The organism is Pseudomonas morbosilactucae (genome assembly GCF_023241715.1).
GTDB classification, from domain to species: Bacteria; Pseudomonadota; Gammaproteobacteria; order Pseudomonadales; family Pseudomonadaceae; genus Aquipseudomonas; species Aquipseudomonas morbosilactucae.
The window spans coordinates 1-12,871 of the sequence record NZ_JALQCW010000069.1; the positions used below are offsets into that span (position 1 = coordinate 1).

13 protein-coding genes and 1 pseudogene are annotated in these 12,871 nt (G+C 65.4%); 7 read left to right on the top strand and 7 right to left on the bottom strand.

The annotated features are described in order from the left end of the window. Both M1B34_RS24250 and M1B34_RS24255 read left to right on the top strand, forming a co-directional pair. On the top strand, nucleotides 1-487 hold a 487-nt coding region (locus M1B34_RS24250), incomplete at its 5' end, for a methyl-accepting chemotaxis protein (RefSeq protein ID WP_268266415.1). A 141-nt stretch (nucleotides 488-628) separates the two neighbouring features. After that, a complete protein-coding gene (locus M1B34_RS24255; RefSeq protein ID WP_123335217.1) occupies nucleotides 629-1,021 on the top strand; it encodes a VOC family protein in 393 nt (130 codons plus the stop codon). A gap of 36 nt (nucleotides 1,022-1,057) precedes the next feature. Here M1B34_RS24255 and M1B34_RS24260 read toward each other — a convergent pair whose 3' ends face one another. The 3 genes from M1B34_RS24260 to M1B34_RS24270 all read right to left on the bottom strand — a co-directional run bounded on the left by M1B34_RS24260 (nucleotide 1,058) and on the right by M1B34_RS24270 (nucleotide 2,835). Beyond that, the gene (locus M1B34_RS24260) at nucleotides 1,058-1,531 is read right to left on the bottom strand and encodes a DUF6386 family protein (RefSeq protein WP_268266416.1); all 474 of its coding nucleotides are present in this window, start codon (nucleotides 1,529-1,531) and stop codon (nucleotides 1,058-1,060) included. Nucleotides 1,532-1,543: 12 nt separating this feature from the next. Continuing rightward, on the bottom strand, nucleotides 1,544-1,813 hold the full coding sequence (locus M1B34_RS24265; protein ID WP_268266417.1) for a hypothetical protein: 270 nt from the start codon (nucleotides 1,811-1,813) through the stop codon (nucleotides 1,544-1,546). A 65-nt stretch (nucleotides 1,814-1,878) separates the two neighbouring features. Next, nucleotides 1,879-2,835: a GlxA family transcriptional regulator gene (locus tag M1B34_RS24270; RefSeq protein WP_268266418.1), complete on the bottom strand. Its 957-nt coding sequence runs from the start codon at nucleotides 2,833-2,835 to the stop codon at nucleotides 1,879-1,881. 99 nt (nucleotides 2,836-2,934) lie between these two features. On the opposite strand from M1B34_RS24270, the gene M1B34_RS24275 reads away from it, so the two are divergent. Beyond that, on the top strand, nucleotides 2,935-3,786 hold the full coding sequence (locus tag M1B34_RS24275; RefSeq protein ID WP_268266419.1) for an MBL fold metallo-hydrolase: 852 nt from the start codon (nucleotides 2,935-2,937) through the stop codon (nucleotides 3,784-3,786). On the opposite strand, the gene M1B34_RS24280 is transcribed toward M1B34_RS24275, so the two are convergent. Continuing rightward, the gene (locus M1B34_RS24280) at nucleotides 3,732-6,116 is read right to left on the bottom strand and encodes a hybrid sensor histidine kinase/response regulator (protein ID WP_268266442.1); all 2,385 of its coding nucleotides are present in this window, start codon (nucleotides 6,114-6,116) and stop codon (nucleotides 3,732-3,734) included. The two genes, M1B34_RS24275 and M1B34_RS24280, sit on opposite strands and share 55 nt — an antisense overlap. Nucleotides 6,117-6,372: 256 nt before the next feature. On the opposite strand from M1B34_RS24280, the gene M1B34_RS24285 reads away from it, so the two are divergent. Next, nucleotides 6,373-6,993, top strand: a complete 621-nt coding sequence (locus tag M1B34_RS24285) for a LysE family translocator (protein ID WP_268266420.1) — start codon at nucleotides 6,373-6,375, stop codon at nucleotides 6,991-6,993. A 5-nt stretch (nucleotides 6,994-6,998) separates the two neighbouring features. On the opposite strand, the gene M1B34_RS24290 is transcribed toward M1B34_RS24285, so the two are convergent. Then, nucleotides 6,999-7,457, bottom strand: a complete 459-nt coding sequence (locus M1B34_RS24290; protein ID WP_268266421.1) for an Lrp/AsnC family transcriptional regulator — start codon at nucleotides 7,455-7,457, stop codon at nucleotides 6,999-7,001. Between the two features lie 119 nt (nucleotides 7,458-7,576). On the opposite strand from M1B34_RS24290, the gene M1B34_RS24295 reads away from it, so the two are divergent. Continuing rightward, a complete protein-coding gene (locus M1B34_RS24295; protein ID WP_268266422.1) occupies nucleotides 7,577-8,119 on the top strand; it encodes an RBBP9/YdeN family alpha/beta hydrolase in 543 nt (180 codons plus the stop codon). A gap of 25 nt (nucleotides 8,120-8,144) precedes the next feature. Here M1B34_RS24295 and M1B34_RS24300 read toward each other — a convergent pair. Both M1B34_RS24300 and M1B34_RS24305 read right to left on the bottom strand, forming a co-directional pair. Then, nucleotides 8,145-8,929: pseudogene (locus M1B34_RS24300) on the bottom strand (sulfite exporter TauE/SafE family protein). 155 nt (nucleotides 8,930-9,084) lie between these two features. Then, entirely contained in the window at nucleotides 9,085-9,825 is a 741-nt protein-coding gene (locus tag M1B34_RS24305) for a GntR family transcriptional regulator (RefSeq protein WP_268266423.1), read from the bottom strand. Nucleotides 9,826-9,940: 115 nt separating this feature from the next. On the opposite strand from M1B34_RS24305, the gene M1B34_RS24310 reads away from it, so the two are divergent. Further along, nucleotides 9,941-11,296 (top strand): class-II fumarase/aspartase family protein, encoded by a 1,356-nt coding sequence (locus tag M1B34_RS24310; protein WP_268262421.1) that lies wholly within the window; start codon nucleotides 9,941-9,943, stop codon nucleotides 11,294-11,296. A 155-nt stretch (nucleotides 11,297-11,451) separates the two neighbouring features. After that, the gene (locus tag M1B34_RS24315; RefSeq protein WP_268262420.1) at nucleotides 11,452-12,756 is read left to right on the top strand and encodes a cation:dicarboxylate symporter family transporter; all 1,305 of its coding nucleotides are present in this window, start codon (nucleotides 11,452-11,454) and stop codon (nucleotides 12,754-12,756) included. The last annotated feature ends 115 nt before the right edge of the window (nucleotides 12,757-12,871 follow it).

Sequence of the window (12,871 nt, forward strand, 5' to 3'; positions counted from 1 at the left end):
CCATTGCGAGCAGACCAACCTGCTGGTCCTCAACGCCGCCATCGAAGCCGCTCGCGCCGGTGAGCAAGGCCGTGGTTTTGCCGTGGTCGCCGATGAAGTGCGGGCCCTGGCCCATCGCACCCAGACCTCGACCGTTGAAATCGAAGGCATGATCAACACTGCCCAGGCCAGCGCCACCTCGGTGGTCGGCACCATGAGCCGCAGCCAGACCCAGGCCGACAGCACCCGTGCCCTGGCCCAGGCAGCCGGTGCCGCGCTGGTGTCGATCACCGAAGGCGTGGCGCAGATCACCGAGCGCAACCTGGTGATCGCCAGCGCCTCCGAAGAACAGGCCCAAGTGGCTCGCGAAGTTGACCGCAACCTGGTGAACATCCAGGGCCTGTCCGCCCAGACCGCGACCGGCGCCCACCAGACCAGCGCCTCGAGCCATGAGCTGTCACGCCTGGCGGTGTCGTTCAACGCGTTGGTGGCCAAGTTCAAACTCTAAGGCCGCGCTGACGGCAAGGCCTGCCGCCCTGGCAGGCCTTGCACAGCAGACACGCCGGCGATGGGCTGAGAGCAAGCAGTCGATCAACGCCCGGACAGTCTGCTAGGGTGCCTGACAGCCTCCACGCTCAGGAACACCCCTATGTTTTCCCATGTATTCATCGGCGTTAACGACTTCGACCAGGCCCTGGCCTTCTATCAGCCCCTGGTGACGCTGTTGGGCCTTGAAGCCAAATTCATCGACCCGCAACACCCTTGGGCCGGCTGGCAATCACCCGGGCAAGCGCGCCCGCTGTTGGTGATTGGCCGCCCGTTCGATGACCAACCCGCCTGCGCCGGCAACGGCCAGATGATCGCCCTGCTGGCCCCGGATCGCACCACGGTCGACCGCGCCCACGCCCTGGCCCTGAGCCTCGGCGGCCAATGCGAAGGCGCCCCGGGCCTGCGCCCGCACTACCACGCGAATTACTACGGCACCTACTTCCGCGACCCCGAGGGCAACAAGCTGTGCCTGTGCTGCCACGATCCGTTGTGATGGCGGGTATCGAGTCGGTCGCGACGGATTAAGCCCTCAAGGCATGGGCAAACGTGGGGTCGCGGCAAAGGCATTGCCGGCGACCTCGCTTGACGGTGCGTACTCCACCACCAGCCGCTCAGGCGTCGGGCGAAAGACCTGCACGTCCACGGTGCCGCACTGGGCAAACAGCAAGACCCCGCCATACACGGTTTCCGGCCCCAGGCCGTCGGCTGGCACCTGTTCGCCGGCACCGATGTACAGGCAGCCGGAACGCACGTGCAGGCGCGCCGCCACACCTTCGGCCAGGCCCGAACGCCCCAGCCCCTGATACACCTCGACGTCGTAGTCGCCATCGCTGCCCAGGTTGGCGAACAGCACATGGCCGAGGTTGATCTCCAACACTTCATCCTCGGCAATGGACCACCAGTCCGCCGTATCGGCGGCTCGATGGGCCAGGCAGGCCGGGTCGAAGATCGCCAGGGTCGCGGTGTCGGTGGCAAAGCGGGTGTGGGCGTAGACGGGGTTCATCAGGGGCGGCTCTCAGCTCAGAAGGTCCAGGGCGCGTACGCGGGCCAGCAGCGGCTCGACCAGGGCGGCCGGCAAACCCGGTACACTCAGCACCAGCACGTGGTACCAGGGGTTGGGGTGGCGGCTGTCAAAGTCAAAATGGCAGGCGTAACTCCCCAGCTCCGCCACGCAGGCGCACAGCTCGTCGCCGGCATCGTCGAAATTGCCAGGGCCGTAGCGCGCTTCGATCAAGCGCAAGGGAATGCTCAGGGTCCAGCGGGCTTCAGGTATCGGTTTGGGCATGGGTTCAGACACAGAATCAGCGTCGGCGGCCGGGGCCAAATTGGAGCACAGCCCCAGGGCCGCCGTCACCCCGCCGCGCCATAGCGCTGGCGATAAGGCAGCGGTGCCAGCCCGGTCTGCTGCTTGAACATGCGGCTCAGGTTCGAGTCGCTGCTGAAGCCCAGCGCCGCGCTGATCTGGCTCACCGACAGGGTGCTGAACAGCAAGCGCTCACTGACCTGATTGAGCTTGACCAAGCGCATCCACGTCCCCACCGCCTGGCCCTGCTCCAGCCGCACCCGGCGCGCCAGGCTGCGCTCGGACACGCCCATGGCCAGTGCCAGGCGCGCCACGGTGGCCTGCTCTGCCGGCGTCTGTTCGACCCACAGTTGCAGGCGACGCAGCCAGGGGCTGTCTTGCTGGATCAGGCTCAAGGCGGCAAAGACCGGGTGCGGCTGCACCGGGCGCGGCAACACCAGCAACTGGTTCAACTGCTGCATGCGTTCCGCGCCCAAGTGGCGCTGGATCAACTCCTGGGCGATTGGCAGGTAGCCACCCACACCGCTGGCCGTGGCCACGCCGCGATCAAAGACCCAAGTGCGCTCGCTGCGCCAATCCACCTCGGGAAACTGCTGCAGCATGGGTTCCAGCAACCACCAGGTCAGGGTCGCGGCGCGGCCCTGGAGCTGGCCACTGGCAGCCAGTAACACCACCCCGGTGCAATAGCTCCACAGCTGCGGGCCACGCTGGCGCGCCAGGGCTTGCAGCAACTCGCCGCTGGCCGCCAGGGTGGCGCTGACCTCGGCCGCCGACTCGGCCCAGAACCCCGGGATCAACAGGCCATCGAGGGGCGTCTGCTCCAGGCCCGCCTCGGCGCTCAACAGCACGCCGTGGGCACAGCGCACCGGGCCCGGCGCCAGGGCCACGAACAGCGGGTGGAACAACTCGCGCCCGGCGTGGCGGTTGGCGCCGTGCAACAGGTCGGCAAAGGCCAGCAAGCCGGCGGGCATGCAACCGGGGTACAGCAACAGGCCGATGTTCATCCGAGGCTCCGGCAGAAATTGAATGCAGATTGTCAAAAACCGCCATTCTGCAAGGCACCGCCCACCAAGACAATGCAGCCTTCGCCACCGAGGTCTGCCATGCGCCTTCATCAGCTTCGCAATGCCACCCTGATTATCGAATCCGGGCCTTATCGGATCCTCCTCGACCCCATGCTCGGCGCGCGCCACAGCCTGCCGCCGTTGCGCCTGCTACGGCCGCTGCAGCGCAACCCGCTGGTGGACTTGCCGGATTCGGCGGCAGCGGCCCTGGCGTCAGTGACCCACTGCCTGCTGACCCATTGCCAGAAAGGCCATTTCGACCACCTGGACCGGGCCGGGCGGGAGTTCCTGCGCCAACGGCAGATCCCGGTGATCTGCACCGCCCACGACGCCCCGTACCTGCAAGCGCGCGGGCTCCGGGTCCAGGTCCTGCCCACCGCACACGGGCAGCCGACGGCCTTTCTCGACGGGCAGATCCACACCCTGCCCTGCGTCCATGGGCGCGGGCTGGTCGGGCGATTGATGGAGCACGGCGTGGGGTATTTCATCGAATGGCCCGACGAACCGAGCCTGTACCTGTGCGGCGACACCCTGCTGACGCCGGCCCTGCGCGACTTTATCCAGGCCCATCAACCCGAGGTCTGCGTGGCGCCGGCCGGCGGCGCGCATTTCGACCTGGGCGGCGAGATCATCATGGGCATTGAAGAGCTGCTTGAATTGCGCCGCCTCAGCCACGGTCAGGTCGTGGCCAACCATCTGCAGGCGCTGAGCCACTGCCCGGTCAGCCGCCAGGCCCTGGCTGCGGCGGCGCACCGGGCCGGGCTGGCGCAACGGTTACTGATTCCAGAGGACGGCGAGGTCCTGACCTTTGCCAAGAATGGATTGAGTGCTGGGACTCAAGCAGGCCGAATGGCCTCGCTCAACGCCTCGGCCAGGGCCGCCACCGAGTAGGGCTTCTGCAAAAACACGAACTCTTGCGTATCGCCCTGGGCCAGGGCCGGGCTGAAACCGCTGGTGAGAATCACCGGCAACCCGGGGTGTTGCTGGCGAATCTGCTGGGCCAGTTCCACACCGCTCATGCCCGGCATCACCACATCGGAAAACACCGCTTGGAAGGCTCCGGCATCCTTGGCAAGCCAGGCCAGGGCCGCAGCAGCGCTGGTGGCCCATTCGGTGCGGTACCCCAACTCCGTCAGGGCCAGGGCCAACAGGCCGCCCACTTCGGGGTTGTCTTCCACCACCAGCAGGGTCGCGCCCTGGCCATCCAGGTTGACCGCCACCGAGCGCACCTCGGGCTCGGCCCCCGGCGCCTCCAGGGAACGGGGCAAGTACAGGGTGAAGCGCGTGCCCTGCCCCGGCTGGCTCTGGACCAGGAGTTCGCCGCCCGATTGCTTGGCGAAACCGAACACCTGGGACAGGCCCAGGCCGGTGCCTTTGCCCACCTCTTTGGTGGTGAAGAACGGTTCGAAAATCCGCTCGATCTGCAACGGGTCGATGCCCGAGCCGTTGTCCGTCAGCGACACCGCGACAAAGTCCCCCGGCACCTCGCCCTGGGCGCCATGGGCCGGGGTGCTGTGCGCTCGCTCCACGGCAATCACCAACAGACCTTCGCCTTGCATCGCGTCGCGGGCGTTGACCGCCATGTTGATCAAGGCAGTGTCAAACTGACCGGCGTCGGCATGAATAAAACACGGCTCCTCAGGCAGCTCGATGCGCACCTCGATGCACGAGCCAATCAGTGGGTTGATCATCTCGCCCAGGGCCTGGACGCTGCGCCCCACATCAAACACCTGGGGCCGCAGGTTCTGCTGGCGGGCGTACGCCAGCAGCTGGCCGGTGAGCTTGCTGGCGCGATCGACGGTGTCGGAAATCGCGTCGATGTACACCTGCCGGCGCTGCTCGCTGAGGTTGCGCCGCAGCAGGTCGGTGGACGAGCGGATCACCGTCAGCAGGTTGTTGAAGTCATGGGCCACACCTCCGGTGAGCTGCCCCACGGCTTCCATTTTCTGCGCCTGACGCAATACGTCTTCGGTCTTGCGCAGGGCCAGGGCAGCCTCGCGCTCGGCCTGGGTGTCGCGGCCCACGGCGTGGATGTAGCTGCGATCCGGCACGGCTGTCCAGGACACGCTGCGATAGGAACCGTCCTGGTGCAGGTAACGGTTTTCAAAGTTGCCGACGCTGCTGCCCTGGGCCAGATCGCCGGTGACGGCCAGGGTCGCAGGACGATCCTCGGGGTGCACCAGTTCGTGGAAACTGCGCCCCACCAGTTGCTCCTGGCTCCACCCCAGGAGTCGGGTCCAGGCCGGGTTGGCAGCGACAATGCTGCCGTCGAAACGGGCGACGATCATCAGGTCGGCGGACAAGCGCCAGATACGGTCGCGGTCCTGGGTGCGCTCCTGGACCCGCTGCTCCAGGGACTCATTGACCCGGCGCAGCTCTTCCTCGGCCTCGCGGGTGGCGGTGACATCGCGGGAAATGCACAGGATCTTCTCCGGTTGCCCGGCTTCGTCGAACATCGGCGAGACCTGCACATCCCACCACTTGCGGTTGCCCAGCAGGGTGTTGGCCGCCTCCAGAAAGCGCGCCGAACGGCCGTTCTTCGCCGCCTCGATGGCGGCCACGGCCTCGGCGTTGCCCTGGCCTTCCCAGAAGCTCGGCCAGGGGCAGCCGCGAATCGCGTTGAAGTCGCTGACCTCCATGACCCGCATGCCGCCCTCGCTCATAAAGGACAACTTGCCGTCCAGATCGAGGACCTTGATGCAGTCGTTGCTGGCCGCCAGCACCCGGGTATTGAGTTCGCGGGTTTCCCGCAGGCTCGACTCAGTAAGCCGCGCACGCTGTTCCAGCAACACCCGGTGAGTGGTTTCGACGGTGCAGCAAAGCATGCCCACCACCGTCTCACAGGCCTCGTCGTACACCGGGCTCATGGAGAACGACCACCAGGTCTGATCCTCACCGGGGAAGCGCTGCATGGTGATCGGCATGTCGACCAGACGACAGGCCTGGCCGGCATAGGCCTGCTCCACCAACGGCTGCACCTGGGGCCAGGCATCGGCCCAGAGGGTGTCGATGGTCTGTCCCAGGGCACTGTCCAACCGTGGGCCGAGGATCGGCCGGTAAGCATCGTTGAACAGAAAGACCCTGTCCGGCCCCCAGAGCAGGTACAGGCTCTCGGGGGACTCCAGTACCAGGCTCAAGGTATTGCGCAGCACATCCGGCCAGTGCTCGATGGCGCCCAGGGGCGACGACGACCAGTCATGGCTCCGAATGGCAGCGCCCATGACGCCACCACGCGGTGCATCGGAAGACGGGCTACCAAGAGAAGAAATAGTCATGTACCGAGCCACTTGAGGAGGGAGAGTTGTTGACGGTGCTGACCGCTGTGCCCGCGCAGAGTAACTGACACCTGTGAACGGCGAAAGTTGATCCCCATCAGCCACGTCCCGCGATGGTGCGGCCAGCAGCCTTTATTCACCGTCGACTATTGGGCATGATCCCCCGACGCCCCTCCCACGCACTTGCTCCGAGCGCTGCTGCATGAACCTCACAACCCTGATGCTCTACACCTCCAGTTGCTTTATCGGCGCCCTGATCCCCGGCCCGACCTCCTTGCTGGCCATGGCCAACGGCACCTCGCGCAACCGCCGCCTGGTGGCGGTGGGCATGGCCGGCGCCGCACTGTCGGACATCCTCATCGTCGCCGCGGTCGGCTTGGGCCTGGGTGCCATGCTGCTGGCGTCGCAGCAATTGTTCGAGGTCTTGAAGTGGCTGGGCGTGGGCTACCTGGCCTGGCTGGGCCTGCAGTTATGGCGCAGCACGCCGGCCGCCCTGGACAGCGCCCAGGTGAGTGCCGGCGCGCGTCAGGGCGAGGTGTTCCGCCGCAGCTTCTCGGTGGCCCTGACCAACCCCAAGGTGTTGCTGTTTTTCACCGCCTTCCTGCCGCAGTTCGTCGACCCCAGCCAGCCGACCCTGCCCCAGTACGCGATCCTCGCCCTGGTGTCGGCCGGGGTCGATATCCTGGTCATGGCCCTGTACGCCGCCGGCGGTGTGCAAGCGGCCCGCTACCTGACCGCCACCGGCATGCGCCGCCTGAACAAATGCTGCGGCGCCACCCTGCTCTCCCTCGCGACCTTCCTGGCCCTTTATCGCCGGGCCTGAAGCCCCTACTCGCGCACCTCGGCCAACACCTTGCGCGGGTAGCTGGCGAGGATGATCGAGGTGGTCACCGCACCCAGGGCCGCCAGGCTGTCGATGATCTGCTCCAGGCGCTCCATTTGCGCCACCACCACCCGCAGCACAAAACAATCTTCCCCGGTCACCCGGTCGGCCTCGATGATTTCCCCGGTCTGCTCGAAGGTCTCCAGGCAGCGGCCGATCTGCGCGTGGCTGGTGCGCAGGCGGATCAGGGCGCGGATCGGCCGTCCGAGCAAGGCATGATTGACCCGGGCGCTGTAGCCCTCGATCACCCCCAGGTCTTCGAGACGGCGAATGCGCGTGGTCACTGCCGGTTGCGACAGGCCGATGCGCTTGCCCAGCTCGGTGCTGGTGATGCGCCCATCCTGCTGCAGGGTTTCGATAATCCGCCAATCCAGGCGGTCCAGTTCGGGTGACTTTGGTTTCATTTGTCGGGCCTGTGATTTTCCAGGAATAGCGGCGAAATCTACCAAGCTTTCATGGGTCACGCGCTGTTTTCAGCGTCGCCCGGGCCTAAGCTTTGGGCTCTTTTCAAGGAGTCAGGCGAATGGACAAAGCGGTGCTGGTGATACCCGGAATCGGCAACTCGGACGCGGCCCACTGGCAGAGCCGCTGGCAGGCCAGGCACCCCGATTGGCAGCGGCTGCAGGTGCCCGACTGGAAGCGAGTGGATTGCGCCGACTGGGTCGCGGCCATCGACCGCCAACTGCTGAGCATGGGCCCCGAAACCCTGGTGATTGCCCACAGCCTGGGTTGCCTGGCGCTGGCCCATTGGGCCGCCGCCGACACCCGCCAGGGCCGGGTGCGCGGGGCGTTGCTGGTGGCGGTGCCCGACCCGCAGACGCAGGCATTCCCCACCGCGGCGACCGTCGGTTTCAGCCACACGCCGGTGGTGCGGTTGGACTTTCCGTGCCAAGTGGTCGCCAGTCGCAATGACCCCTATGCCGAGCTTGACTACGCCCGCGACTGGGCCGCGCGGCGCGGTGCGCAACTGCTGGAAGTCGGCGCCAGGGGGCACCTGAATACCCGCAGCGGCTTGGGGGATTGGGACGAGGGTTATCGCCTGCTGGAGCAATTGGCCGCCGGCTGAACCGGCGACCGCCAGCAGCACTGGCTCAGAACGCCAGCTTGAAGCCGATGGAGAACAGCATCACCGCGAGGAACGGCCGCAACAGTTCATCGGAGACCCGGCCGGTCATGTGGCTGCCGACCCAGATGCCCGGCAAGGAACCCATCAACAGAAAGCCCAACAGGCTCCAGTCCATATTGCCCATGCTGGCGTGGCCCAGGCCGCCACCAGGGTCAGGGGCACGGCGTGAGCAATCTCGGTGCCCACCAGGCGCTTGGTGGCCAGGAACGGGTAGAGAATAAACAGCGCCACGGTGCCCAGGGCGCCCGCCCCGATGGAGGTCAGGGCAACCATGGTGCCCAGCACCAGGCCGGTGACCACGGTCAAGCCGTTGAGGTTGCGATCGCTGAGCTGGTAGTGATCACCAGCGTGCCGCTGGGCAAAGGCCAGCAGCTTTTTCTTGAACAGGATCGCCAGCGCCGTGAGCAGCAGCACAAAGCCCAAGGCTTGCTTGATCACCGAGTTCAAGGCTTGCGGGTCGCTGTCCAGGTTCTTCAGGAACCACAGGGTCGCCAGCACCGCCGGCACGCTGCCTAAGGTCAGCCAGCCGGTGATCTTCCAGTCGATGTTCTTGTTCTTCTGATGCACCAGCACACCACCGGATTTGGTGATGGCGGCGTACAAGAGGTCGGTGCCCACGGCCGTCGCCGGGTTAATGCCGAACCACAAAAGAATGGGGGTCATCAGCGAACCGCCGCCGACGCCTGTCATGCCTACGATAAAACCAACGATCAGGCCCGCTGCAACAAAACCAAAATTACCGACATCCATTAACCATGTCCTACAAAGGGCCATATAAATTTCAGGCGGCAGCATAGCGATTTTTCTTATAACGACTTATATCAATATGATCTGAATTTATAACCAGATCACCGGCAGCCCGGGCGGCCGCAATGGGCAGCCGCCGCAGCCAAGCGCTGGCGGGGTCAGGCCACCGGGGTCTTTTCGCGTTTCATCTGCATGGTCAGGGTGAAGCGGTCATCGGGGTGGGTGGTCTCGGAGACTACCATCAGCGCCCCCTGCTCATCGCGGTAATGCCGGGTGATTTTCAGGCCGGGGGCGGCGGCCTCGGCATTCAGGCGCTTGGCAATCTCCGGGGTCAGCAGCACCGCACGCACTTGCTGGTCCACCACCTCGATATGGCGGCCGAAATGCTCTTCGATCAGGGCGGCGATCAACTGCTCGGGACGTTCGCGCGCCAGTTCAATCACCTCGGCGTAAATATCCTGGGCGTAGACATCGGTCCAGCACAGCGGCGCTTCCGGGTGCTGCTGGTCGATACGGATGCTCGACACGCAAAAGTAGTGCTCCCCCGGCTCCAGCCCCAGGCGCCGGGCCTCGGCGATATCGGCCACGAAATGGTGCACGTTCTGAATGCTGCGGATCTGGGTTTCCGCCAGGTGCGCCAAGTCCGACACCGAATCCAGGGACTGTGAATACCCGCCCCGTGGCGTGCTGGCCTCGACCCGGGTGCCCACCCGCTTGCGCCGCGACACCAGCCCCTGGCTCTGCAACTGGGTAATGGCCGCGCGCACGGTGTGGCGGCTCACCTCGTACAGCTCACACAGCTCGAACTCGGTGGGCAACAGGCTGCCCACGGGGTAGCGCCCACTGGCGATCGCTTCCATCAAATCCTTCGCCACAACCGCATAGCGCGTCTGGTTCATACCTTTCATCAGTCCCGAGCGTTCAACGAGTTGACAGTGTATCAGCGGCCACGTAAGAATTATGTACGTACATATTAAATATGTCCGATCAATAACAACATATCAGGATTGACCCATGTCCAGCACCGTCTTCGACTCCGCCCTGTTCCGTGACATGTTCGGCACCGCCGAAATGCGCGGCGTGTTTTCCGACAAAGCCCTGATCGAACGCTACATCGAAGTGGAAGTGGCCCTGGCCCGCGCCGAGGCCCGTTGCGGGGTGATCCCGGCCGAGGCCGCCGAGCAGATCGCCGAACTGGCCACCTACGAATCCCTCGACCTGGCGTTGATGCAGCACGAAACCGAAATCGTCGGTTACCCGATCCTGCCGTTGGTGGAACAGCTGTCCAAGACCTGCGGCGAAGCCGGGCGTTATGTGCATTGGGGCGCCACCACCCAAGACATCATGGACACCGCCGTGGTCCTGCAAGTGCGCGCTGCCCTGGCCATCGTCGAGCGTGATATCCAGGCCGTGCGCGGGCTGCTGGCCGAGCTGGCGCTGCGTTACCGCGACACGCCGATGGCCGGCCGGACCCACCTGCAGCACGCCCTGCCGATCACCTTCGGCTACAAGTGCGCGGTGTGGCTGAGCATGTTTGACCGCCACGCCGAGCGTCTGGTGGAGTTGCGTCCACGGGTGGAAATCGGCCAATTCGCCGGTGCCGCGGGCACCCTGGCGTCCCTCGGCGACAAAGGCCTGGAAGTGCAGGAAGCGTTGATGGCCGAACTCGGCCTCGGCGTGCCTCAGGCCACCTGGCACGTGGCCCGGGACGGCCTGGCCGAAGCCCTGAACTTCCTCGGCCTGGTGACCGGTTCCCTGGGCAAGATCGCCCTGGACGTGATGATGATGATGACCAGCGAGCTGGGCGAAGTGTACGAACCCTTCGTCAAGGGCCGTGGCGCCAGCAGCACCATGCCGCAGAAACGCAACCCGATTTCCTGCGAACTGATGTACGCCGCCGCCAAGGGCGTGCGCCAACACGCCGGGCTGATGCTTGACGCAATGATCCAGGACTTCGAGCGCTCCACCGGCCCGTGGCAGGCCGAGTGGATTGCCATCCCCGAAGCCTTCGCCCTGAGCGCCGCCTCCCTGGGTCAGGCCAAGTTCATGCTGGCCGGCCTGGAAGTGCGCACCGAGCGCATGCGCAAGAACCTCGACATGACCCAGGGCCTGATCGTGGCCGAAGCCGTGATGATGGGCCTGGCCCCGGCCCTCGGTCGCCAAGTGGCCCACGACGTGGTGTACGCCGCCTGCCGCCTGGCCAACGACCAAGGCACCAGCCTGCTGGACGCCCTGCTGGCCCAAGGCGAAGCCACCGCCCAACTGGACCTGGCCGAACTGCAGCGCCTCACCGACCCGGCCAACTACCTGGGCCTGGCGCCGCAGATGGTGGACATCGCCCTGGCGCGCGAGGGTGCCGTTCCCCGCTGACCCCGAACGCCCTGTAGGAGCCGGCTTGCCGGCGATCGCGGTGAGTCAGTCACCTGATGCATCCATTGCCAGGTTGCTGTCGCCGACTTGCCGGCTCCACAGGGGTTCTCCGCCGTTTTCAGTACCCGAACCATAACAACAATGAGATCACAGACATGTCATCCACCCCCGCAAAAAAACCGTTCTACAAGGACCTGACGTTCCAGGTCGTCGCCGCCATGTTGCTGGGCATCGCCTTCGGCTTCCTGGCGCCGGAATGGGCGGCCAAGTTCAAAATCCTCGGCGACATCTTCCTCAAGCTGATCAAGACCGCCGTCGCCCCGCTGGTGTTCTTCACCGTGGTCCACGGCATCGCCTCGGCGGGCGATATCAAGCGTGTCGGCAAAGTCGGCCTGCGCGCCCTGATCTACTTCGAGGTGGTGTCCACCATCGCCCTGGCCATCGGCCTGTTGTGGGGCAACCTGCTGCAGATCGGCTCCAGCATGCACGACGCCCACCCCAGCAGCGCCGCGGCTGCGGCAGCCAGCGCGGCCGTTGCCAAGGGCCATGCGCCGGCCTCGACCATGGACTTCATCTACGGCATCTTCCCGGACAACTTCGTCGGCGCCTTCGCCGGTGGGCAACTCTTGCAGGTGCTGGTGATTTCGGTGCTGTTCGGCTTCGCCCTGCTGGCCCTGAAACCCGAGCGTCGTTCGGTGATCGAGGACGGCCTGAACCGCATCTCCGAGTGCTTCTTCGAGTTCATCAACCTGATCATGAAGTTCGCCCCCCTCGGCGCCTTCGGCTCGGTGGCCTACGCCGTCGGCAGCAACGGCACCGCGGTGCTGATGTCCCTGGCCAACCTGGTGCTGATGTTCTACGTCTGCGTGGCCTTCTTTATCTTCGTGGTGCTGGGCGTGGTGTGCCGACTGTCCGGGTTCAGCCTGTGGCGCTTCCTCAAGTACATCAAGGATGAAGTCTTTATTGTCCTCGGCACCGCCTCTTCGGAAAGCGCCCTGCCGCGCCTGCTGCAGAAGCTGGAGAAATTCGGCTGCTCGAAACAGAGCGTCGGCCTGGTGCTGCCCACCGGCTACGCCTTCAACCTGGATGGCACCTCGATCTACATGTCGCTGTGCGTGCTGTTTATCGCCAACGCCTACGGCGTGCCCCTGAGCTGGGAACAACAGCTGGGCATCATCGCCATCATGCTGGTGACCTCCAAAGGCGCAGCGGCGGTGTCCGGCGGCAGCTTCGTGGTGTTTGCCGCCACCGTCACCGCCATCGGCGTGCTGCCCGCCGAAGGCCTGGCACTGCTGTTCGGCGTGTACCGCTTCATGTCCATGGCGATCGCCACCTGCAACACCATCGGCAACAGCGTGGCGACGGTGGTGGTGTCCAAATGGTCGGGGGAATTCACCGAGCAGCAGGCCAAGGAGGAATACTCCCGAGTGCTCGGACGCAGCCCGCAAGCGGCGCTGTAACCCAACTCAGCCGCCACTGGAGCGGGCTCCGGCGGTGTCGCCGGCCCGCTTCATCGCCTGTTCCTCCGGCCAGGCGATGGTCCGCCTTAGATCACACCCGCTGCAGGTCATAAGC

Excerpts from the sequence above, each read along its gene's own strand:
- M1B34_RS24255 (WP_123335217.1), top strand. The coding sequence starts at position 629 with ATGTTTTCCCATGTATTCATCGGCGTTAACGACTTCGACCAGGCCCTG.
- M1B34_RS24260 (WP_268266416.1), bottom strand. The coding sequence starts at position 1,531 with ATGAACCCCGTCTACGCCCACACCCGCTTTGCCACCGACACCGCGACC.
- M1B34_RS24265 (WP_268266417.1), bottom strand. The coding sequence starts at position 1,813 with ATGCCCAAACCGATACCTGAAGCCCGCTGGACCCTGAGCATTCCCTTG.
- M1B34_RS24270 (WP_268266418.1), bottom strand. The coding sequence starts at position 2,835 with ATGAACATCGGCCTGTTGCTGTACCCCGGTTGCATGCCCGCCGGCTTG.
- M1B34_RS24275 (WP_268266419.1), top strand. The coding sequence starts at position 2,935 with ATGCGCCTTCATCAGCTTCGCAATGCCACCCTGATTATCGAATCCGGG.
- M1B34_RS24280 (WP_268266442.1), bottom strand. The coding sequence starts at position 6,116 with ATGGGCGCTGCCATTCGGAGCCATGACTGGTCGTCGTCGCCCCTGGGC.
- M1B34_RS24285 (WP_268266420.1), top strand. The coding sequence starts at position 6,373 with ATGAACCTCACAACCCTGATGCTCTACACCTCCAGTTGCTTTATCGGC.
- M1B34_RS24290 (WP_268266421.1), bottom strand. The coding sequence starts at position 7,457 with ATGAAACCAAAGTCACCCGAACTGGACCGCCTGGATTGGCGGATTATC.
- M1B34_RS24295 (WP_268266422.1), top strand. The coding sequence starts at position 7,577 with ATGGACAAAGCGGTGCTGGTGATACCCGGAATCGGCAACTCGGACGCG.
- M1B34_RS24305 (WP_268266423.1), bottom strand. The coding sequence starts at position 9,825 with ATGAACCAGACGCGCTATGCGGTTGTGGCGAAGGATTTGATGGAAGCG.
- M1B34_RS24310 (WP_268262421.1), top strand. The coding sequence starts at position 9,941 with ATGTCCAGCACCGTCTTCGACTCCGCCCTGTTCCGTGACATGTTCGGC.
- M1B34_RS24315 (WP_268262420.1), top strand. The coding sequence starts at position 11,452 with ATGTCATCCACCCCCGCAAAAAAACCGTTCTACAAGGACCTGACGTTC.